The sequence below is a fragment of the Kribbella pittospori genome (assembly GCF_004331465.1).
Classification (GTDB): domain Bacteria; phylum Actinomycetota; class Actinomycetes; order Propionibacteriales; family Kribbellaceae; genus Kribbella; species Kribbella pittospori.
The window spans coordinates 696610-717077 of the sequence record NZ_SJKB01000002.1 but is presented as its reverse complement, the minus strand read 5'-3'; the positions used below and the strand labels follow the sequence as shown (position 1 = coordinate 717077).

Genomic DNA, 20468 nt, shown 5'->3' with positions numbered 1-20468 from the left:
CTGCGCAGACTTGCAAGGATTAGCGCCGTGACGATCCTTTCCGCGCACGACCTCGTACTGCCCGCCGCCTCGCTCGGAGCGGAGAACCCGCTCGCACCGTTGCGCAGTCATCAGGAGCTGCACGAGGTGCAGAACCTGGCCGACGTCCCGCCCGACCTGCGCGAGAACATCCAGTACGGGCGGCTGCACAGCACGCTGCCGTGCCTGAACCAGGACGGCTACGACCGCGACCTGGTCGACACGACCTTCCCCGCGCTGGTGCTGGAGAACGACCACGTCCGCGCGACCATCCTGCCCAGTCTCGGCGGACGGCTCTACTCGCTCGTCCACAAGGCCAGCGGGCAGGAGTTGCTGTACCGCAACCCCGTCTTCCAGCCCGCCAACCTCGCCCTCCGCAACGCCTGGTTCGCCGGCGGCGTCGAGTGGAACGTCGGCAGCACCGGCCACTGGACCGGCACCTGCGCCCCTATGCACGCCGCCCGCGTCGAAGGCCCGGACGGTACGCCGATCCTGCGGCTGTGGGAGCTCGAACGAACCCGCAATCTCATCACCCAGCTCGACTTCTGGCTACCGGCCGACTCCGAGTTCCTGTACGTCGGGGTCCGTCTCCAGAACCCTTCCGATCACGAGGTCCCGGCGTACTGGTGGTCGAACATCGCGGTCGAGCAGTCGCCGCAGACGCGGGTGCTGGTGCCGGCCGATGAGGCCTGGCGGTTCGGGTACGCCGCCGCACCGGAGCCGGGCCGGCGGCTCGATCTGATCGGCGTCCCCGAGTTCGACGGCATCGACCTGACATACCCGATGCGGCATCCGCGGGCGGTCGACTTCTTCTTCGAGCCGATGCCGGACGAGCGGCCGTGGATCGCCTCGGTGGATGCCGAAGGCAACGGTCTCGTGCAGGCGTCGACGGACCGCCTGCGCGGGCGGAAGCTGTTCGTCTGGGGCGAGGGAGCCGGCGGCCGCCGCTGGCAGGAGTGGCTCGCGCCGGGCCTCGAGGGACACGGGTACGCCGAGATCCAGGCCGGACTGGCGCGGACCCAGCTGGAGCACCTGAAGTTGCCCGCAGCAACGTCATGGCACTGGCTGGAGGCCTACGGCCGGCTGTCGATGGGTCAGACGGACGCACATTCCGGCAACTGGCAGACGGCCCGCACTGCGGCGGCCTCGGCACTGCGCCCGGTGGTCGACACACTCGCGGACCGGGAGCGGGCCTGGCTGACGGTCGTGGACGCGGCACCGGTCGAGCGTCTTGCTGTCGGCTCGGGCTGGGGAGCGCTCGAGCTCGCGCGAACCGGCTGGTCGATCTCCGCCGGTACGCCGTTCGCCGAGGACACGATGACCTCGCGGGAGCGTGCGTGGTTGCCGTTGCTCGGCGGGCAGTTGCCCGCGGCGGACGACGTACCGGACGGGACGTTGGTGAGTTGGCGGGAGTTGCTGGAGAACGCGGAGGACAACCGGCTGGTCTGGTATCACCGGGGTGTCGCTCGGCATTACGACGGTGATCGGGACGGTGCGATCGAGGCATGGACGCAGGCCGGCGAGAACCCGTTCGCGTTGCGCAATCTCGGGTTCGTGACCGGGGAGTTGTCGTACTACGAGCGCGCGGTCGAGTTGCGGCCCGACCTGGTACCGCTGGTTGCGGAGGCGGTTGCGCTCGCCCTGGATCTCGACCTGGTCCGGGCCGGCCGCATGCTCGACGGCGCTCCGGATGATCCGCGGATCAGGTTGTTGCGGGTCAGGTATGCGCTGGACACCGGCGATGCGCAGAAGGCGCACGAGTTGCTGGCCGACGGCATCCAGCTGGCCACGGTTCGGGAGGGCGCCAACCCGCTGACGGACTACTGGCTCGCCGCGGAGAAGGCGCTCGGAACCAACCGGCCGGTGCCGCCGCAGTACCAGTTCGGCATGGGCGAAAACTGACTCAGCAAATTCTTATGTCCTGACCTGGAACCGACCGGGTTCGGGTGGCGTCTCACGATTGTGCGGCAAGGGCCGCACAAGGCAGTTCGACTACGACGACCGCGTCGCGCGGGCGACGCGTCGGGGGTGAGTGCCATGTTGACGATCGTTGTGCTCGGTGGGTTCGGCTTGGTGCTGCTGATCACGGCATGCATCGTGCTGGATGTGCTCGCCGGAGTCCGGCGGGACGAGATCCCTTCGGGTACAGAAGAAAAGACGGCCGGTCAGGTCATCCGGGTTCGTGGCCCGGTCCGCGGCCAGTTGGACGGCGGTGTACCGACGGAGTACACCGAGGTCACCATCGAGTACTGCACCCGCCGCGGTGAGGGACCCTTCGAGGTCCACCGCCGGTTCCCGGTGGGCGGCAAGATTCCTTACATCAAGGGCGACCGGGTCATCGTCTGCTACGACGTCCGGACGCCGCGCCGGGCCCGCATCGCCGGCCGGGTCAGCCACTGGCCCCAGCTCGGACCCCGGTCGTCGGACCCGGTTCCACTGCCCTAGAACCAGGAGTCGCCGTACGGCTCCTGGTTCCCGCCCCACCTTCCTCCCTCGCCTCGAGCGGGGGTTTTCCCGTTCAGGACGGAAGGTGCGGGGCGAGCAGGTTGTAGAGGACCGGCCGGCCCTGGGCCAGGACGTACTCCGCCTCGTCGTCCGGCAGCCGGTCGGCCAGGTGAGCCAGTGACTCGCCCATCGTGATGCTCAGGGTGACCGCCAGCTGGAAGTCCCGGGTGTCGCGAGCGCCGAAGCGGACGGACAGGAGCTCGGCGAACTCACCCGCATGCTGGTCGTCGAACTCGCCCGGCTGCATCTCCAGGTCCGGGTCGCCGAGCCCGCTCAGGACGACCGCGCGGAAACCCGGATCGGTGCGGTGCATCTCGCGGAACGTGTCCAGCGTGACGTCCACCGCCTGCCGCCAGGTCGACACCTCAGCCAGCCGCTCCCGGACCGCCTCGGTGTAGCGCGCCTGGTTCCGCCGCTCGATCGCCTGGATCAGGCTCCGCTTGTCCGGGAAGTACCGGTACACGCTGCCGACCGCGATCTCGGCCCGCTTCGCGATCCCGCTCGTCGACGCGGCGTCGTACCCGCGCGCGACGACCTCGGCGCACGCCGCGTCCAGGATGCGTTCGACCTGCCTGCTGGCCCGGTCCTGCGTCGGCGTCCGGCGCAGCGGATACGCCCCCGATGTCACCATGTTGCTCATTGTCCATCTTCGAGGGGACCTTCGTTGCCACCTTCCTGTGACAGATTGCCGTCAGATCGGCGTCATCTCCACCGATCGACACTCTGAGGACCCGCCACAGGAGGGGAAGTCTCCGCCATGCGCATCAGCAGAACGGTCGTCGCCGGCCTGGCCTCCGCCGCGATCGCAGCGTCCGGCCTGGCCGGTACGGCGATCGGCAACCACCAGACCCCGCAGTCCGCCGGCCATGCCGACGACTCGGGGCTGCGGCTCAACCAGATCCAGATGATGGGGTCGCACAACTCCTACCACCGCGAGCTCAGCCCGGCCGAGCAGAAGGTCCAGCAGGCGCAGAACCCCGGTTCGGTCGACCTCTGGTACTCGCACGCGTCGATCCCGTCGCAGCTGGAGGACCAGAACATCCGGACCCTCGAGCTCGACCTGCTCCCGGACCCGGACGGCGGTCTGTACACGTACCCGCTGATCCGGAAGCTGACCGGACAGGGGCCGCTGACCGACCCGGCGATGGCCAAGCCCGGCATCAAGATCATGCACATCCCGGACTTCGACTACAACACGAACTGCGACACCTTCGTGCTCTGCCTGCAGCAGGTGAAGTCGTGGTCCGACAAGCACCCGGACCACGTGCCGATCACGATCAACCTCGAGCTCAAGCAGTCCGACCCGAACGTGGTCGCGGCCGGTGGCGTGCAGTCGCCGCCGTGGGACGCGGCGGCCTTGGACGGTGTCGACCGCGAGATCCGGTCGGTCTTCCCGGAGAAGGGGCTGCTCACCGCGGACGACATACGCAAGCCTGGTCTGACGCTGGAGCAGTCGGTGCTGACGAAGGGCTGGCCGAAGCTCGACGCGGTCCGCGGCCAGGTGCTGTTCTACTTCGACAACGGCGGACCCGGCGCGATCCGTGACCTGTACCTGGCCGGCAAGCCGAACCTGGAGGGCCGGGCGGTCTTCACCCGCGGTCCCGAGGGCCAGCCGGACGCCGCGATCACCCAGGTGAACGACCCGCGGGGCGCCAACCAGGCCGAGATCCAGCGGCTGGTGTCGAAGGGCTACCTGATCCGCACCCGCTCGGACGAGCCGCTGGCGACGATCCGGGACAACGACACCAGCCGGGTCGGTATCGCGCTGGCCAGTGGCGCGCAGGTGGTGACCACCGACTTCCCGGTCGTGGGCATGGCCGCCCGGTACGACAGTGACTTCGTCGCGAAGCTGCCCGGGCACACCGCCGTACGATGCAATCCTGTGTCGGCGCCGCAGTGGTGCCGGGGGAACGTCGCGGAGAGGTGACCTGAGCATGTCGGAGCACGTGGTCGATGTCAGTTGGAGCCGGGGTGGGCACGAGTTCACCTACGACAGCTACAACCGTGACCACGAGTGGCGCTTCGACGGCGGCATCACCGTGCCCGGGTCGGCCAACCCGCAGTACCTGGGCAACCCGGGCCCGGTCGATCCGGAGGAGGCCTTCGTGGCGGCGCTGTCGTCCTGCCACATGCTGACCTTCCTGGCGATCGCGGCCCGCAAGCGGCTGGTCGTCGACTCCTACGACGACCACGCGGTCGGCGTGATGGCGAAGAACGAGGCCGGACGGCTGGCGATCACCCAGGTGACGCTGAACCCGAAGATCGTCTGGGGCGGTCCGGAGCCGGACGCGGAAGCGCTCGAGCGGATCCACCACCGGGCTCACCTGGAGTGCTTCATCGCCAACTCGGTCACCACCGAGGTGGTCGTGGCCGGAATCGGCTGAGACAGACAAAACCACCCGCCGGACTGGCCTGAGCCTCGCGCAAGCGGCGTCAGGACAGTCGGCGGGTGGTTTTGGGGTGCACCTCTGTGGCGGTGCACCCGGACGGATCCGGCGGCGCCTCGCACGGGGCGCCTCTGCGTTGGTGCGTCTCCGCGCGGTCTACCTCGGTGGGGAAGACCGTGCGGGCGGCGCCGCCTGGATCCGTTCGTCCGGTTCGCGCCAGTTACTGCTCGGCGGCGGCGTCGCTCCGGTCGTCGGTGGTCTGGGTCGTGTCGACGGCCAGCAGGTCCTCGAGCCGGCGGACCTGCTCGTTGGCCATCGAGGTCATCAGTCGGTGGATCGTCATGCCAGTGAGACGCGCCCGGCCGGCGGGTATGACGGCGATTCACCCGAATTTCTTGGTGTGACCTACTTCTCATCCAGCCCGTCGAGGCGGAGCGGGATCAGTCGCCGGGCCTCGTCGTACGACGTTCCGGTCAGTTCGAGCAGGTCGACGACGGTGGATCGGATCTGTCCGAGGACCACGACGGCCGACAGACCGGTCGGCAGCGGCATCTCCGCCGTACGGCGGCCGAGCTCGCCCAGCACGCGGTGCGCGGCGACGGCGGCGGCGGGCTCGAACAGCGACTCGGCGATCAGGCGGGTGCCGTCGGCGAGGCGTTCGAGCAGCATCGGGTACTCGGCCGGCATCGCCTCGTCACGCCAGACCGAGACGGCGCAGCGACGTACCAGGACGCGGATGTTCCGGATCGCCCGGTCCAGCGGTACGACGAGGTCGGCGACCTCCTGGACCCGGACGCGGTGCCGGCGGACGAACGGCGACAGCCGGACCACGGCGACGCCCTCGTCGGCCGCGCTGCGGAGGTCGTCCAGTTGGGACTCGCTGGCGCGGGCCCGCCGGAGCGCGTCGGTGATCGCCTCCTCGTCCCGGGCGCGGAGGCCGTCCGCGGTCTCGATCAGGATCTCGGCCAGCTCGTTCAGCACCCCGGAGGCTTGTTGCCGGGGGCGCCTGATCGCTGTGGCCGGGGCGATGGTGGCGGCGGCCAGGGCGACCAGACCGCCGAGTGCCGCGTCGAGCCAGCGGCTGAAGCCGGCGCCAGGGCTCGGCAGGAGGGTGGTGACGATCGCGGCCTGGACCCCGGCCTGCGTGGTCATCAGGGTGCCGGCGCCGAGCAGGACCGCGACACTCATCGCCAGCGCGATCACGAACACGATCTGCGGGATCCCGGTGCCGAAGACGCGGACGAACAGGTCGCCGACCCCGACCCCGACCGCCACGCCGACCATCACCTCGGCCACCCGGCGCAGCCGCTGACCGAAGCTGAACCCGAGGCAGACCATCGCCGCGACCGGCGCGAAGAACGGTTGCCGGTGGCCGAGGGCGTACCTCGCGAGGGCCCAGGCCACGCCGGCGGCGATCGCGCACTGGGAGATGAAGAAGACTCGGCTGCGCCACCGGTCCACCCGGGTCCGGACCGACGCCCGCGAGCGGAGGACGGCCTGCGGCGCGATGTCGTCACGCAGCTCCCGCAACTGGTCCAACGTCAGCCTGACCGGATCCACGGACCCCATTGTCCAGGCATCCGGCGTCCAGCTTGCTTCCCCCGCCCTGGGAGGTCAGGGTTGGGTCATGACCGAGAACAACCGTGAGGACTACGGCAGCTACAGCGTCGACGACGAGGACCAGCTGCAACCCACGGACACCCTGAACGACCGTGGCGTGGACGACCTGCTCGACGAGGGCTACTCGCCGCCGGAGAAGTGGTCCGCCGGTGAAGGATTCGGTACGACGCCCGACGAGGCGCTGCAGGGGGAGTCGCTGGACCAGCGGATCGCCCAGGAGGAGCCGGACTCCGACCCGTACGCCGAGGACGGCGAGGACGTCGGCGGCCCCGAGGTCGGCGTGGTCCGCTCCGGCCGCCTGGTCGCACCGGACGAGGGTGCGCACAGCGACGACGACGATGAACTGGTCGCCGAAGACGTAGGCTTCGACGGCGCCGCCGCCTCCGCCGAGGAGGCCGCCGTCCACGTAGTAGACGCCGACGAAAACTTCGAACTGGACGACGAAGACGAACAAGACCTCCCCTCCTACGAAAACGTAGACCTAGGCGACGTAACCGACCCCGAAGACTAAACCCCGCCCAACGGCGGGCAGCTTGCAGAAGAAGCGGGCGGTGGAGCCTGCTTGCGGGTTGGGGCGGAGCGGGCGGCGGGAGAGCCGCTTGCAGGCGGGCCGGGGCTGGACGGGGAGTCAGGCGCGGCCTAGACAACAACTGCCAAACGGCAGCTACCCGCACGAGTGAGCGGTGGCTGCGGTAGCGGCAGTTGGCCTGCACGGTGAGTGGGAGCTAGCGCGGGGTGACCTGGATTTCGGCGCCTCGGCTGGGGACCAGGGTTACGTTTTTGGGTTGGGCTGGTTCTGGTTTGGGGTGGGGGGCGGTGACGTTGTAGGCGGCTAGGGCGGCTCGGAGGATTTCGGTGCCTTCCATCAGGGAGAAGCCGGCTCCGATGCACCTCCGCGCCCCACCACCGAACGGCATCCACGTCCCAGGCGCCGGCGGGTCGTCGTCCAGGAAGCGCTGCGGCCGGAACTCCTGCGGCATCGGGAAGTGCTCACCATCGCGATGCACCAGCCCGACCGCCGCCATGATCGTCGTACCCCGAGGCAGCCGATAACCGGCGATGTCCGCGGTCTCGGTCAACCGCCGGCCGACCTGATACACGACCGGGTGCAACCGCATAGCCTCCTTGAGGATCGCCTCCAGCTCATCGTCCGCACCCGAGTCCGCCGCCCGCTGACCGAACTCCAGGTCCTCGCGGCTCCGCGCCAGCTCATGGAACGTCCAGGCCAGCGCCGTCGCGGTCGTCTCGTGCCCGGCCAGCAGCAACGTCACCAGCTGATCCCGCAGCTCCACGTCCGACCAGGTGCCGGCGGCAAGCAACCGGGAGAGTACGTCGTTGCGTCCGGCAAGGTTCCCGCGGCGCTTCGCGATCTCGTCGTACAGGATCTCGTCGACCTGCTGCTGCACGTTCAGGTACGTCCGCCACGGCCGCACCCGGAGCAGGGCCGGGTAGAACCCACCGAGCATGATCACCGGCGGGACCGAGACGATCTTGTCCAGCAGCGGCCGGAGCTGGTTCAGCCGGTCGCGGTCGGTCACGCCGAAGATGACCTGGAGGATGATCTCGAGCGTCAGGTTCCGCATCCGCTGATGCACCTTGAACGGCTTGCCGATCGGCCAGGTCGCGACGTCGGCGCGGGCCAGTTCGTGCACCATCCCGGCGTACCCGCGCAGCGCCTGACCGGAGAACGCCGGCATCAGCTGCCGCCGCATCCGCACATGGTCCTCGTCGTCCAGCAGGAGCAGCGAGTGCGCGCCCATGATCGGCTTCAGCACCGTGTTGCCCTCGCCCGCATGCATCACCGACGGCGGACTGCCGAACACCTCGCGGATGTGGTCGGGCCGGCTCAGAACCACGCACACCCGGCTGGACGGTACCAGGCGGATCGTGAACACGTCGCCGTACTTCGCCCGCATCCGAGGGAAGAACGTCCGGCGGTGGCTCGCGAACAACACGGTCTGCGCCAGCGTCGGCAATCGTGGACCCGGCGGGAGGGTGCGCGCCGTCTGCCGGTCGAGCGTCCGGCCACCGAGCAAGGGTGTCGAAGCCATACCTTCACGCTACGTCAGCCGGGTGAACGACGGGCATCGAATGCGACAAGGGCCGCGACGATCCGTGGCAGCTGATCGTCGTGCACCGGATCGAGCCCGGTCAGCCGGCCGATCTGGCGGAGTCGGTAGTCCACTGTGTTGGCGTGCACATGCAGGTCGGCCGCGGTCTGACGCCGGTTCCGCGCGCGGCCCAGGTACGTCCGCAACGTCGTCATCAGGTCGTCCCGGTCCGCCAACGGATCGAGCAGTCCGGCCAGGCGATCGCGTGCCGGGCTCGGCCGGCTCAGCTGGTACTCGAGCACGAGGTCGTCCAGCTGGTACACACCCGGCGGCCGATGGATCCGCACCACGTCGAGCAGATCCCGCACCAGCGTGACGCCCGCAGGCACGTGATCGGGTGAGGTGGTTGTGGTGGCGAGAGTGACGTCGACGCCGGCGGCCTTGCACAACCTGAGGCGGAGCGCGTCGAGCTCGGTGGCCGGTGCGGGCAGCAAGGCGATGCCACCGTCGGCCGACAGGCCGGACATGCTGCCGGGGATCCGGTCCAGCTCGACCCGGATCCGTCGAAGCTTGCGCCGGGCAACGATCTGCGCGTCGAGCTGGGGCTGCTGCTCGTCCGGATGTACGCCGATCGCCAGGCCGACGACGACGTACTCACCGGGCAGCCGTTCCTCCACCGGCCGGCCGTCGAGCAGGGCGGCGAAGACCGACTGGCGGGTGGCCTGGTCCTCGCCGGCAATGGACTGGCGTTCCTCGAAGTAGCTGGCCGAGACGATCGCGGTCACCCGCTGCAGGAAGTCGAGGATCAGCCGGTTGAGTGCGATCGCGTCCGAAAGCTCCTCGGGCCGGAACCCGGCGGCGACGTGATCCGCGCAGACCTTCCCGCCCAGGTGGTACGCCGCCAGCAGCGCCTCGAGCGGCACGCCTTCCTCGGCCCGCCGGGTCGCCGACTCGCGCAGCGGGTCCAGCGTCTCTCCGGTCGGTACGACGCCGGTCCGGAAGGTCTCCGCGAACGCGCGCAGCGTGCGCTCGGTGATCAGGCGGATGTCGCCGTGCAGCTCCTCCTCGGGCAGTTGCGCGTAGAGCGGGATCTCCGCGACCAGCCGCTCCAGCACCTCGTCGACCAGCCGGCTGAGCCGGGTCCGGAGGATCTCGTGCACGGGTACGCCGCCGGAGTGCAGCTCCTTGTGATCCGTCACAACGATCACCCCTCGAAGTCTGGGTCTTGCCCCAGCGTCCCGCGAGTGCTTTGGGGTCGAACATTACTACTCGTAAGTACTGTGATTGGCCGGCGGCGAAGGGTGAGGATCATGAGGCGAACGGTTCTGCTGGCGGTCGGCGTACTGCTGGCCGGAGTGGTGACCAGTCCGGTGGCGCAGGCGGCGGCGCCGGAGTACGTCGCGCTCGGCGACTCGTCGGCGGCCGGTCCGCTGATCCCGCCGCAGATCAACCTGCCGTGTCTGCGGTCGGGTGTGAACTATCCGCACATCGCCGCCGAGCGGCTTGGAGCGAGGCTGACGGACGTGACGTGTTCGGGTGCGGTGATCCCGGACTTCAGCGGGAAGCAGTTCGGTTTTGTGCCGCCGCAGTACGACGCTCTGAAGCCGTCGACGGATGTGGTCACGGTGGCGATCGGGGGGAACGACATCGGGCTGGTGTCCGCGGCGTTGAGCTGCATCAACCTGTTGCCGCCGCCGGCCGGGACCTCGTGTAAGGCGCGGTTCACGTCCGGTGGGAAGGATCAGTTGGCCGCGCGGATCGACGCGACGGCGCCGGCGTTCGGGCAGGCGCTCGACCCGATCAAGCAGTTGGCGCCGAACGCTCGCGTTCTCGTGACGAGGTATGGCACGTACATCCGTCCGAACGGGTGCTATCCGGTGATCCCCGTCTGGCCGGTCGACGCCAACTACCTGCAGGCCACGGTCGACCGCCTCAACACCATGCTGGCCGAACAGTCCGCCGCCCACGGCGCGCAGTACGTCGACCTCCGCACGCCCAGCATCGGCCACGACGCCTGCGCACCCGTCAGCCAACGCTGGCTCGAAGGTCTCATCCCAAGCTCGGCCGCAGCGCCCCTTCATCCCAGTGCTCGCGGGATGGCCGCCTTCGGCGCGCTGGTTGCCGCGGCGGTCGGCTGACTCTACAAACACCCGCGCCCGGCACCGCTACGCGGCGCCGAGCGCGGGGACAGAGACGGAAGCCTCCCGGGGTGGGGGGTGGAGGTCCGCCTCCTGAGGTGGGAGGCGATGCCTCCCGGGTGGGGTGCGAGACAGCCTCCTGGGGTGGGGGTGCGGAGTCAGCCTCGCGGGTGGGGTGCGGAGGCAGCCCCCGAGGGGGGAGGAGGCCGCCTCCTTGGGTGGGGAGGCGGGGCCTCCCCACGGTGGTTAGGAGCGGGTGAAGCGGAGGGTGAGGATTTGGAAGGGGCGGAGTTCGAACGTGACCGCGTTGTCCTGCAGGTCCCGGTCGGCTAGGTGGCGTTCCAGGAGGTCTACCTCGGTGGCCGCGGTTGCGGTGAAGGAGGGGGTGATGGTGGCGCGGGAGCGGCCGCCGGAGGATTCGTAGAGGCGGACTACGACGTCGCCGGAGCGGTCGTCGGCCAGTTTGAGCGACTCGACGATCACGTTGCCGTTGTCGATGGCAACGAGCGGCTCGGCGCCGTCGGCACCGGTGACGACCCGCTCGGGCAGGTTGATCCGGTAGCCCTCCTCGATCGCCTCCGGGATCCCGGCACCGACCACCAGCGCGTGGTTGACGGTGTGCACACCCTGGTCGGTCTGCGGGTCCGGGAACCGCGGCGCCCGGATCAGCGACGTACGGATCGTGGTCGTCGTGCCGCCGTCCTCGCGCGCGGTCCGGTTGATGTCGTGGCCGTACGTCGAGTCGTTGACGACGGCAACGCCGTACCCCGGCTCGCCGACGTGCACCCAGCGGTGCGCCGCGATCTCGAACTTCGCCGCGTCCCACGAGGTGTTCTGGTGGGTCGGCCGGAAGATGTGCCCGAACTGCGTCTCGGACGCGGACCGGTCGGCGTGTACGTCGACCGGGTACGCCGCCTTGAGGAACTTCTCCGCCTCGTGCCAGTCCATCGTGGTCTCGATGTCGACCCGCTTCGTGCCCGGCCGCACCCGCAGCGTCTGGGTGACCGTCGACCGGCCGAACGAGCGCTTCACGACGACCGTCGCGACCCCGGAGTCGGTGCTGAAGTCGACGCTGTCCACCTCGGTCACGTCGCGGACGTTGTTCTTGTAGAACGAGTCCACGTCCCAGGCATCCCAGTTGTTCGGGGTGTCCACGTGCAGCTGCAGAAGGTTGCCCACGGCACCCGGCGCGATCACCTCGCGGCCGGCCTCGACGTCGTACAGCGAGGTGATCAGGCCGCGGTCGTCGATCGTGACCCGGATCAGCCCGTTGTCCAGTACGCCGTTCTCGACCGTCACCGCCGACTCCGAAGCGGCAGCGACCCCGGCGCCAAGCCCGGCGATGCCGTTGCGCCCGTGCGGAGCCGCGTTGAAGACGATCTGAGCATCGCCGGAACCGGCCAGCGCCTGCTGTGCCTTCGCGATGATCGCCTCGAGCTCCGAAGCCAACCGAGCGTACGTCTCCTCGGCCTCGCGGTGCACCCAGGAGATCGACGAACCCGGCAGGATGTCGTGGAACTGGTTCAGCAGCACGGCCTTCCAGATCCGGTCCAGGTCCTCGTACGGGTACGCGTCCAGCTTGCCCGCGACCACGGCCGCGGCGGACCACAGTTCGGCCTCGCGGAGCAGGTGCTCGCTGCGCCGGTTGCCCTGCTTGGTCTTGGCCTGCGAGGTGTACGTCGCGCGGTGGATCTCCAGGTAGAGCTCACCGGACCAGACCGGCGCGTGGTCGTGGTACTCCTCCTCGGCGGCGCTGAAGAACTCGGTCGGGGACTCGATCGTCACCCGCGGCGAGGACTCCAGGTTCGCCACCCGGCGCGCGGTCGCGACGAACTCGCGGGTTGGGCCGCCACCGCCGTCGCCGTACCCGAACGGGACCAGCGAACGGGTCGCCGCGCCGTTCTCGGCGAAGTTGCGCTGGGCGTGCGCGAGCTCGCGGCCGGACAGGTCGGAGTTGTAGGTGTCGATCGGCGGGAAGTGGGTGAACACCCGGGTCCCGTCCAGGCCCTCCCACCAGAAGGTGTGGTGCGGGAAGCGGTTCTCCTTGTTCCAGGAGATCTTCTGGGTCAGGAACCACTTCGACCCGGACAGCTTCACCAGCTGCGGCAGCGCCGCGGTGTAGCCGAACGAGTCCGGCAGCCAGACCTCCTGGGTGTCGATCCCGTACTCGTCCAGGAAGAACCGCTTGCCGTGCACGAACTGCCGGGCCAGCGCCTCGCTGCCGGGCAGGTTGGTGTCGGACTCGACCCACATGCCGCCGACCGGGACGATGATGCCGTCGGCAACAGCCTTCTTCAGCCGCTCCCAGACCGCCGGGTAGTTCTCCTTCACCCACGCGTGCTGCTGGGCCTGCGAGAACGCGAAGACGAGCTCCGGGTACTCCTCGGCCAGCGTCGCGACGTTGGACACGGTCCGGGCCACCTTGCGCCGGGTCTCCCGCAGCGGCCAGAGCCAGGCGGAGTCGATATGCGCGTGCCCGACCGCGGACAGCTGGTGCGCGCTGGCGTGGGCCGGCCGGCTCAGTACGTCGGTCAGCTGCGCGCGGGCGTCCGCGGCGGTGGCGGCAACGTTCTCGTAGTCCAGTGCGTCCAGCGCACGGCTCAGCGCCCGCAGAATCTCCCGGCGGCGCGGCTCCTGCAGGGACAGTTGCTCCTGCAGACCGTTCAGGGCCTCCAGGTCGAGGATCAGGTCCCACACCTCGGCGTTGAAGACGGCGACGTCGGCACGGGCCAGCCGGTAGATCGGCGTGCCGCCCGGCTCGGGCTTGCCGCCGACGTCGGTCGGTGCGAACGCGTTCGACCCGAGGACCTCGGGGTTCGCGGCCGCCTCGACGTAGAACTCGATCCGGTCGCCCGCGTGCGCCGGCGTACCTTCGGGGCCGAGGATGGACAGCGGCGCGTAGGTCTGCCGCGGGTGCAGGCCCTTCAGCGGTACGCCGGACGTGGTGTGGACCAGGCCCTCCGCGGAGAACCCGGGGCCGCCGCTGAAGCCGAGGTCGATGACGGCCTCGATCTCGCTGCCGGCCCACTCGGCCGGGACCTGGCCGCTGAACTTGAACCACGCGGTGCCCCAGGCCGCACCCCACGGCAGGCCGATCGCGGCCGGCTCGTAGGTCTGGGCGAGTGCCTCGGCGGGGGACACCGGCTCACCGGGGGCGTGCCACACCTCGATGTCCAGCGGGACGGAGGCGCCGTAGATCGCGGGGCGGATCCGCTCCCGCAGGGCGCGCTGGAGCCGCTCCTCGATGAGTTGACGGTCGTCGTGCACGAAATCATCCTCCGGCCAGGTCTGAATGGGCTGCTCATGCGATCCGCGCGACCGCTGCATGACAACGCTGTCACACCCACCCCGTACCCGTCCAGACGCAGTTCACCGTGGTACCTGCGGGTAGCGGTTCGGTTGCGGGCAGGGTACGTAACTACCCGGAGAGCCGGATGTTGTCTAGGTTGTCCTGCATGGATCGCCCCCGCCTGTTCACCCCCGACAGGAACAGCCTCCTCAGACCCGACGGAATGACCCGGCGCAGCCTGCTCGGTCTGGGGGCCGCGGCAGTCGCCGCGATGGCAGTGCCCGGATGCTCCCGCGGCCGCTCCGACGAGCCGGCACCGGACGGTCCGGGCACCTTTGCGACCGGCAACAAGGGCGGCGTCTACAACCAGTTCGGCATCGACCTGTCCAAGTTGATCAGTGAGGTCACCGGCGTCACGCTGCAGCCACTGGTCACCGGCGGTTCGGTGGACAACCTGATCAAGGTGTCCAGCCAGAAGGCCGACATCGGCTTCTGTACGTCGGACACCGCGCTGGCGGCGTACGAGGCGACCGGGGTGTTCGCCTCCGGGAAGCTGAAGTTCAGCGCGCTGGCCCGGGCCTACGACAACTACGTGCACGTGGTCGTGCCGATGGCCTTCAAGGGCCAGGAGTTGAAGGCGCTCGAGGGCAAGGTGGTCAGTGTCGGCCAGCAGACCTCCGGCACCAGGATCGTCGCCGACCTGATCCTCAACACCGCCGGCGTGAAGGTGACCAAGCGGTTCCTCAGCCTGGAGGACTCGGTCAAGGCGCTGGAGGCCAAGGCCGAGAACCCCAACGCGAGGGGCGGCATCGACGCGCTGATCTGGAGCGGCGGCGTGCCGACCGAGCCGATCGGCAAGTTGCAGGACTCGATCGGCTTCCGCCTGCTCGACATCGGCAACGTCGCCCAGACGATCGCGCTCAAGGAGTTCGGCGGCTACGTGGTGTCGGCGATCCCGCCGTCGGCGTACAAGCTGGCGAGCTCGGTGCCGACGCTGGCGATCCCGAACTACATCGTGGCCAAGCCCAATCTGTCGGACTCGTGGGCCTGGTGGACGGTCAACACCTTGTTCCGCCGCCAGAACGATCTGATCGCGGCCCATCCGGAGGCCGGCGCACTCGACCCGCGCTCGGCGATCGCGACGATGCCGATCCCGCTGCACCCGGCGGCCGAGCGCTGGTACCGCGAGAACCACATCTGAGCAGGGCGTACGCCGTACGTCCGGCTCAGACGTCGTAGTCGTCGATCAGCGGGACGCGGACCTCGATCACCAGACCGCCGCCTATCGGCGGACGGGCGACGACGCGGCCGCCGACCCGGGCCGCCTCGGAGCGGACGATCGCCAGCCCCAGGCCGGTGCCCGGCATTTCCCGGTGGTGCGCGCTGCGCCAGAACCGCTCGCCGACCTTCTTCAGGTCCCGCGAACCGAGGCCGAGCCCGTGGTCGCGGACCGACAGCACCACCTCGGTGCCGTCCCGGGTCACCGACACCTCGACCGGCGGAGCGCCGTACTTGGAGGCGTTGTCGAGCAGTACGTCGAGGATGTCGTCCACCTCGAGCTCCGGGCCGACACCGCCTGGCACCATCTCGCCGATGATCAGTTCCATGTCGTCGGCGGCGTACACGGCCTTCCAGCCGACCAGCCGCTCCTTCACCGCCTGGGCCAGGTCCAGCGGCTCTTCGTTGCCCTCGGCATCGGCTCCGGGGCGGTCCGAGCCGGCCAGCCGGGACAGCCGCTGAACGATCCGGCCGAGCCGGTCGATGTCGCTGAGCGCGAACCGCGCGGTCGGCGACAGCCGGGACAGGCCCTCGATGTGGATCCGCGCCGAGGTCAGCGGCGTCCGGAGCTGGTGCGAGGCGTCGGCGACGAACTCCCGCTCACGCTGGCGGGCCTGGTGCAGGCTGAGCGCCATCGAGTTGAAGCTGTCGCCGAGGCGGCGCAGCTCCGGTGCGCGTCCGTCGGTGGACACCCGGGTATCCAGCGCACCGCGGGTGATCTGGTGCGTGGCGTTGTCCAGGTCGCCCAGCGGCCGCAGTACCCAGCGGGTGATCGGCCGGACGATGCCGATGATGATCGCGCCGATGCTGATCAGCAGTCCGCCGAGGAGGAGCAGCAGACCGCGCTGCACCTGGTCGCGGGCCTCCTCGGTCGGGACCCGGAGGACCGCTGCACCGAGCACACTGCCGTTGTTGACGACCGGACGGGCCACCACCATCTCGCCGGACCGCCACGGCCACAGGGCCGGCGGCTCGGGTGGCAGGCGGCCGGCCAGGGTGCTGTGCAATGCGGCCTGGAGGTCAGGCTCATCCACGTCGACACCGGACACCGAGGTCGCCACGACCCGTGAGTCGACGTCGACGACGAACACCGGGGTGTTGTAGAGCTCCTGGTAGCGGACCGCCATCTCACGCAGGTTGGCGATGTCTCCGGACTGCAGCGGCGCCTCCGCCATGGCGGCGAACCAGTCCGCGTCGTTGCTGCGGGACAGGAAGAGGGTGCGCGACGTACTCGTGGCGATGTAGTTGGCCAGCGGTACGACGGCGACGATGGCCAGTGCGACGACCATCGGAACGAGGGACTGCAGCAGTCGACGGCGCAACGGTCAGTCCGAACCCAGGCGGTAGCCGACGCCGCGGATCGTCTGCACGAGCTCGGGCCGGCCGAGCTTGGCGCGCAGGCTCGCCACGTGCACATCCATGGTGCGTGACGAGGCTTCGAAGACGGACTGCCAGGCGTACAGGGCGACCTGTTCGCGCGGCACCACCCGGCCGTGGTGGGCGGCCAGCACAGCTAGCACGTCGAACTCCTTGCGGGTCAGGCTGATCGGCTTGTCCGCGACCTGCACCGTCCGGGCCTCGATGTCCACGGTCAGGTCGCCGACGGTCACCCGGGGGCGGGGCTGCAAAAGGCCGGTACGACGAAGTACAGCATCGATGCGGGCCAGCAGCTCGGATATCGCGAACGGTTTGACCACATAGTCGTCCGCGCCGCTGCGCAACCCGCGAACCCGGTCGGCCGCCTCACCGCGCGCGGTGACCGCGATCACCGGTACGTCGGACACCGTCCGGATCTGCCGGCACACGTTGATGCCGTCCCCGTCGGGCAACCCGAGGTCCAGCAGGACCAGGTCGCCGGGGTCCGCCGCGAGGGCGTCCGCGGCCGTCCGGACGTGCGTCACCATCAGGCCGTAGCGCCGCAACGCGGGTATCAGGGCATTGGCGATATCGAGATCGTCCTCGACCAGCAGAATCCGTACCGCGCCACTCATGCGGTGATCGTAGGCCAGGAGACGCTCATGTGTGTCAGATCTTGGTAAAGACGTAATCACGCGACTGCATGCAGTGTTCGGCAACATTAGCCTTCCGACCACAGGAGGGAACCGGTAGATGACTGTCGGTATCGGTACGGGGGGCGGCTTGACCGCGCCCTCCGAGGAAGAACTGGCCGAGTACGAGCAGGAACGCCCGGCTCGGCGGCTCAGGCCTGCCCTCGACCTGGTGATTTCGGTCTGGTGCGCAGTCGTCAGCGTCGGCGTGCTCTGGCAGGTGTTCTTCCCCTTACCACAGGGAACCCAGTTTTACCTGGTGATCTTTCTCGCAGCCGTTCTGCCGATCACGCTGCTCTGCTACCGGGGCTGGAAGGTCCCGGCGTTCCTCAACCCGTTCAAGAACCGGGCCACCGACGACCCCGGGATCACCGACTGGATCCTGGGCGTGGTCGCGCTGGTCGTCTGCGTCTACCCCCTCATCGACTTCGACGGCTATCTGGAACGGCGTCAGGCTCCGACGACGCTCGACCTCCTGGCCGGGACCGTACTGCTCATCGTGTTGCTCGAGGCCTGCCGTCGTACGACGGGCTGGGTGCTGCCGGTCTTCAGCCTGGTCTTCATCGCCTACGCGTACTACGGCGGCTATCTGCCCTACACGTGGTCGCTGGCGCATCAGGGCTTCAACTTCGACGCGATCATCGCGCAGTTCACGATGGGCACGGCCGGGTTCTACGGCACACCGCTGAGCGTCGCCGCCAGCTACATCGTGCTGTTCACCATCTACGGCGCGGTGCTCGACTACTCCGGGGCCGGCAAGTTCTTCATCGACCTGTCCTTCGCCGCCTTCAAGCGCAGCCGGACCGCGCCCGGCCGCACGGTCACCTTGGCCGGCTTCCTGCTGGGCAGCGTGTCCGGCTCGGGTACGGCGACCGCGGTGTCGCTCGGCACGGTGTCCTGGCCGATTCTCCGTCGGGCCGGTTACCCGCCTGAACCGGCGGGTGGAATGCTGGCCGCCTCCGGCATCGGCGCGATCCTGTCTCCGCCGACCCTGGGCGCGGCCGCGTTCATCATCGCCGAGTTCCTGCGGGTCTCCTACCTGACCGTGCTCGGGTACGCCGTCATCCCGACGATCCTGTACTACCTGGGCATCCTGCTCGCGATCGAGATCGACGCCCGCCGGCACGGCACCACGTCGGCCGAGATCTCGGAGCAGTCGGCGCTGCGGCTGCTGCTGCGGTTCGGGTACCACTTCCTCTCGCTGTTCGTGATCATCGGCTTCATGGCGGTCGACGTACCGCCGTTCAAGGCCGTGGTCTACGCGGTGATCATCCAGTTCGGGTTGTCGTTCCTGGACCGCGAGCACCGGCTGACCGCCGGGCGGCTGTTCAAGGCGCTTGCCCAGGGCACCCGTTCGGTGCTGCCGGTGGCGGCGACCTGTGCGACCGCCGGCATCATCGTCGCGGTCACCACGCAGACCGGGCTCGGGCTGAACCTGGCCGAGATCATCGTCAGCGCGGCGCACGGTCTGACCGAGAACCACACGGTCGTACTGTCCCTCACCGTGCTGCTGTCGGCGATCGCCGTACTGATCCTCGGCCTGGCGGTGCCGGTGACGGCGTCGTTCATCATCGCCGCGGTGATCATCGCGCCGGCGTTGACCCAACTCGGGGTGACGCAGCCCGAGGCGTACATGTTCATCTTCTACTACGCCGTACTGTCCGAGGTGTCGCCGCCGACCGCGCTGGCCGCGGTCGCGACGTCCGCCATCACCGGCGGCAAGGTGATCCCGACGATGTGGCAGGCGTGGAAGTACACGTTGCCGGCCTTCCTGGTGCCGTTCGCGTTCGTGCTCACCGACAACGGTGCACACCTGCTCGGTCAGGGATCGTTCGTCGGCATGCTGTGGACGCTGGCCGTGTCGATGCTCGCCGTCGCCGCCCTCGCGGTGGTGACCGGTGGCTGGATCGTGGTGGCGACGAGTTGGGCCGAGCGGCTGCTGTGTGTCCCGGCGGCCGTGCTGCTGCTTTACCTCGCGCCCGTAACCATCACGGCCGGAATCGGTTTGCTACTTGTTGCCGTCGTCATCAATCTGGTCCGGCGGCAACGCCAGGCCTCCGCCCCGAAGGAAGGACCCGTCACCTCATGAGACTCCGTCGCCTGCCCACCGCCGCGGTGGCGTTCGCTGCCGTCTTCTCGCTGGTCGCCTGTGGCGGGCAGCGCGAACCGACCGGCTCCGGTACGGCGGCCGGCGGTCGGCTGACGATTGCCACCGGCAACACGACCGGCGTGTACTACCAGCTGGGTGGCGCGCTGGCCTCGGTGATCTCGCAGAAGATGTCCGGGTACCGGGCGACCGCCAGTGAGACCGGCGCCTCGGTGCAGAACGTGCAGGGCCTGGTGGCCGGCAACTACGACATCGCGTTCTCGCTCGGCGACACCGCGGCGGACGCGGTGAAGGGCGAGAACAGCTTCAAGACCAAGCAGGACGTGGTCGCCCTGACCCGGCTCTACAACAACTACACGCAGGTCGCGGTCCGTACGTCGGCCGGGATCAACTCGATCGCGGACCTGAAGGGCAAGCGGGTCTCGACCGGCTCGCCGAACTCCGGCACCGAGGTGATCGCCCGGCGGCTGCTCGAGGCCGCGGGCCTGGATCCGGCCAAGGACGTCACCGCGCAGCGGCTCGGCCTGCCCGAGTCGGTGGACGCGATGAAGTCCGGCACGATCGACGCATTGGTCTGGTCCGGTGGCCTGCCGACCGGCGGCATCACCGACCTGACCACGAGCATGGGCAAGGGTGTGAAGCTGATCCCGATCGTCGACCTGCTGCCGAAGATGCAGGACAAGTACGGTCCGGTCTACAGTCAGGCGCCGATCCCGGCCGCGACGTACAAGCAGCCGACCGACGTGGCGACGATCATCGTGCCGAATGTGCTGCTGGTCCGCTCAGACATGAAGGACGAGCTGGCCGAGCAGCTGACCAAGGTGCTGTACGACAACAAGGACGCGCTGGTCGCGGTGAACGCGGCGGCCAAGGACATCACGCTCGACAACGCCGAGAAGACCGACCCGGTGCCGCTGCACCCCGGCGCGAAGAAGGCGCTCGACGGATTGAAGTAACCCATGACCGCCCTCCCCCGCACACCAGGCGCAGCGGGGGAGGGTGTTGGGACCCACCTCCACACCAGGCG

Annotated in this window: 17 protein-coding genes; 9 read left to right on the top strand and 8 right to left on the bottom strand. The window is 69.2% G+C overall.

Annotated features, from left to right (window positions below):
* The first annotated feature begins 27 nt into the window (after positions 1 to 27).
* Together E0H73_RS10000 and E0H73_RS09995 are read left to right on the top strand one after the other, a co-directional pair.
* Entirely contained in the window at positions 28 to 1920 is a 1893-nt protein-coding gene (locus E0H73_RS10000) for a DUF5107 domain-containing protein (RefSeq protein WP_131353198.1), read from the top strand.
* Between the two features lie 135 nt (positions 1921 to 2055).
* Positions 2056 to 2463 carry a DUF3592 domain-containing protein gene (locus E0H73_RS09995; RefSeq protein ID WP_238163909.1) on the top strand — a complete coding sequence of 136 codons (408 nt, stop codon included), beginning with the start codon at positions 2056 to 2058 and terminating at the stop codon, positions 2461 to 2463.
* Between the two features lie 73 nt (positions 2464 to 2536).
* Here the strand turns inward: E0H73_RS09995 and E0H73_RS09990 are convergent, their stop codons facing one another.
* Positions 2537 to 3154, bottom strand: coding sequence for a TetR/AcrR family transcriptional regulator (locus tag E0H73_RS09990; RefSeq protein WP_131353197.1), 618 nt, complete (start codon positions 3152 to 3154; stop codon positions 2537 to 2539).
* Between the two features lie 126 nt (positions 3155 to 3280).
* Here E0H73_RS09990 and E0H73_RS09985 point away from each other — a divergent pair, with 126 nt between their 5' ends.
* Both E0H73_RS09985 and E0H73_RS09980 read left to right on the top strand, forming a co-directional pair.
* Positions 3281 to 4450 carry a phosphatidylinositol-specific phospholipase C1-like protein gene (locus E0H73_RS09985; RefSeq protein ID WP_131353196.1) on the top strand — a complete coding sequence of 390 codons (1170 nt, stop codon included), beginning with the start codon at positions 3281 to 3283 and terminating at the stop codon, positions 4448 to 4450.
* A gap of 7 nt (positions 4451 to 4457) precedes the next feature.
* Positions 4458 to 4907 carry an OsmC family protein gene (locus E0H73_RS09980; protein ID WP_131353195.1) on the top strand — a complete coding sequence of 150 codons (450 nt, stop codon included), beginning with the start codon at positions 4458 to 4460 and terminating at the stop codon, positions 4905 to 4907.
* Between the two features lie 223 nt (positions 4908 to 5130).
* On the opposite strand, the gene E0H73_RS47920 is transcribed toward E0H73_RS09980, so the two are convergent.
* Together E0H73_RS47920 and E0H73_RS09975 are read right to left on the bottom strand one after the other, a co-directional pair.
* Positions 5131 to 5253, bottom strand: a complete 123-nt coding sequence (locus tag E0H73_RS47920; protein WP_272949120.1) for a hypothetical protein — start codon at positions 5251 to 5253, stop codon at positions 5131 to 5133.
* Between the two features lie 62 nt (positions 5254 to 5315).
* Positions 5316 to 6479, bottom strand: coding sequence for an FUSC family protein (locus E0H73_RS09975; protein ID WP_131353194.1), 1164 nt, complete (start codon positions 6477 to 6479; stop codon positions 5316 to 5318).
* A 58-nt stretch (positions 6480 to 6537) separates the two neighbouring features.
* On the opposite strand from E0H73_RS09975, the gene E0H73_RS09970 reads away from it, so the two are divergent.
* The gene (locus E0H73_RS09970) at positions 6538 to 7041 is read left to right on the top strand and encodes a DUF5709 domain-containing protein (protein WP_131353193.1); all 504 of its coding nucleotides are present in this window, start codon (positions 6538 to 6540) and stop codon (positions 7039 to 7041) included.
* Positions 7042 to 7255: 214 nt separating this feature from the next.
* Here E0H73_RS09970 and E0H73_RS09965 read toward each other — a convergent pair whose 3' ends face one another.
* Together E0H73_RS09965 and E0H73_RS09960 are read right to left on the bottom strand one after the other, a co-directional pair.
* Positions 7256 to 8581, bottom strand: coding sequence for a cytochrome P450 (locus E0H73_RS09965; protein WP_131353192.1), 1326 nt, complete (start codon positions 8579 to 8581; stop codon positions 7256 to 7258).
* Positions 8582 to 8595: 14 nt separating this feature from the next.
* Positions 8596 to 9789 (bottom strand): PucR family transcriptional regulator, encoded by a 1194-nt coding sequence (locus E0H73_RS09960; protein WP_202867279.1) that lies wholly within the window; start codon positions 9787 to 9789, stop codon positions 8596 to 8598.
* A 102-nt stretch (positions 9790 to 9891) separates the two neighbouring features.
* On the opposite strand from E0H73_RS09960, the gene E0H73_RS09955 reads away from it, so the two are divergent.
* A complete protein-coding gene (locus tag E0H73_RS09955) occupies positions 9892 to 10719 on the top strand; it encodes an SGNH/GDSL hydrolase family protein (protein ID WP_131353191.1) in 828 nt (275 codons plus the stop codon).
* 246 nt (positions 10720 to 10965) lie between these two features.
* Here the strand turns inward: E0H73_RS09955 and E0H73_RS09950 are convergent, their stop codons facing one another.
* Positions 10966 to 13986, bottom strand: a complete 3021-nt coding sequence (locus E0H73_RS09950) for an alpha-mannosidase (RefSeq protein ID WP_131353190.1) — start codon at positions 13984 to 13986, stop codon at positions 10966 to 10968.
* Between the two features lie 188 nt (positions 13987 to 14174).
* Between E0H73_RS09950 and E0H73_RS09945 the strand changes: the two genes are divergently transcribed.
* On the top strand, positions 14175 to 15209 hold the full coding sequence (locus E0H73_RS09945) for a TAXI family TRAP transporter solute-binding subunit (protein WP_238163908.1): 1035 nt from the start codon (positions 14175 to 14177) through the stop codon (positions 15207 to 15209).
* Positions 15210 to 15234: 25 nt separating this feature from the next.
* On the opposite strand, the gene E0H73_RS09940 is transcribed toward E0H73_RS09945, so the two are convergent.
* Together E0H73_RS09940 and E0H73_RS09935 are read right to left on the bottom strand one after the other, a co-directional pair.
* Complete coding sequence (locus tag E0H73_RS09940; RefSeq protein WP_131353189.1) at positions 15235 to 16575, bottom strand: sensor histidine kinase; 1341 nt, start codon at positions 16573 to 16575, stop codon at positions 15235 to 15237.
* A 36-nt stretch (positions 16576 to 16611) separates the two neighbouring features.
* Entirely contained in the window at positions 16612 to 17277 is a 666-nt protein-coding gene (locus E0H73_RS09935; protein WP_012918592.1) for a response regulator transcription factor, read from the bottom strand.
* Positions 17278 to 17395: 118 nt separating this feature from the next.
* Between E0H73_RS09935 and E0H73_RS09930 the strand changes: the two genes are divergently transcribed.
* Both E0H73_RS09930 and E0H73_RS09925 read left to right on the top strand, forming a co-directional pair.
* Positions 17396 to 19423 (top strand): TRAP transporter permease, encoded by a 2028-nt coding sequence (locus E0H73_RS09930; protein ID WP_131353188.1) that lies wholly within the window; start codon positions 17396 to 17398, stop codon positions 19421 to 19423.
* The gene (locus tag E0H73_RS09925; RefSeq protein WP_131353187.1) at positions 19420 to 20397 is read left to right on the top strand and encodes a TAXI family TRAP transporter solute-binding subunit; all 978 of its coding nucleotides are present in this window, start codon (positions 19420 to 19422) and stop codon (positions 20395 to 20397) included. The genes E0H73_RS09930 and E0H73_RS09925 overlap by 4 nt, the downstream gene beginning before the upstream one ends.
* Positions 20398 to 20468 lie beyond the last annotated feature (71 nt).

Bases quoted from the DNA above. Each gene is read 5' to 3' on its own strand.
- E0H73_RS09955 (WP_131353191.1), top strand. From the start codon at position 9,892: ATGAGGCGAACGGTTCTGCTGGCGGTCGGCGTACTGCTGGCCGGAGTG.
- E0H73_RS09925 (WP_131353187.1), top strand. From the start codon at position 19,420: ATGAGACTCCGTCGCCTGCCCACCGCCGCGGTGGCGTTCGCTGCCGTC.
- E0H73_RS09990 (WP_131353197.1), bottom strand. From the start codon at position 3,154: ATGGTGACATCGGGGGCGTATCCGCTGCGCCGGACGCCGACGCAGGAC.
- E0H73_RS09940 (WP_131353189.1), bottom strand. From the start codon at position 16,575: ATGGTCGTCGCACTGGCCATCGTCGCCGTCGTACCGCTGGCCAACTAC.
- E0H73_RS09995 (WP_238163909.1), top strand. From the start codon at position 2,056: ATGTTGACGATCGTTGTGCTCGGTGGGTTCGGCTTGGTGCTGCTGATC.
- E0H73_RS09980 (WP_131353195.1), top strand. From the start codon at position 4,458: ATGTCGGAGCACGTGGTCGATGTCAGTTGGAGCCGGGGTGGGCACGAG.
- E0H73_RS09945 (WP_238163908.1), top strand. From the start codon at position 14,175: ATGGATCGCCCCCGCCTGTTCACCCCCGACAGGAACAGCCTCCTCAGA.
- E0H73_RS09935 (WP_012918592.1), bottom strand. From the start codon at position 17,277: ATGAGTGGCGCGGTACGGATTCTGCTGGTCGAGGACGATCTCGATATC.
- E0H73_RS09985 (WP_131353196.1), top strand. From the start codon at position 3,281: ATGCGCATCAGCAGAACGGTCGTCGCCGGCCTGGCCTCCGCCGCGATC.
- E0H73_RS09930 (WP_131353188.1), top strand. From the start codon at position 17,396: ATGACTGTCGGTATCGGTACGGGGGGCGGCTTGACCGCGCCCTCCGAG.
- E0H73_RS47920 (WP_272949120.1), bottom strand. From the start codon at position 5,253: ATGACGATCCACCGACTGATGACCTCGATGGCCAACGAGCAGGTCCGC.
- E0H73_RS09975 (WP_131353194.1), bottom strand. From the start codon at position 6,479: ATGGGGTCCGTGGATCCGGTCAGGCTGACGTTGGACCAGTTGCGGGAG.
- E0H73_RS09970 (WP_131353193.1), top strand. From the start codon at position 6,538: ATGACCGAGAACAACCGTGAGGACTACGGCAGCTACAGCGTCGACGAC.
- E0H73_RS09965 (WP_131353192.1), bottom strand. From the start codon at position 8,581: ATGGCTTCGACACCCTTGCTCGGTGGCCGGACGCTCGACCGGCAGACG.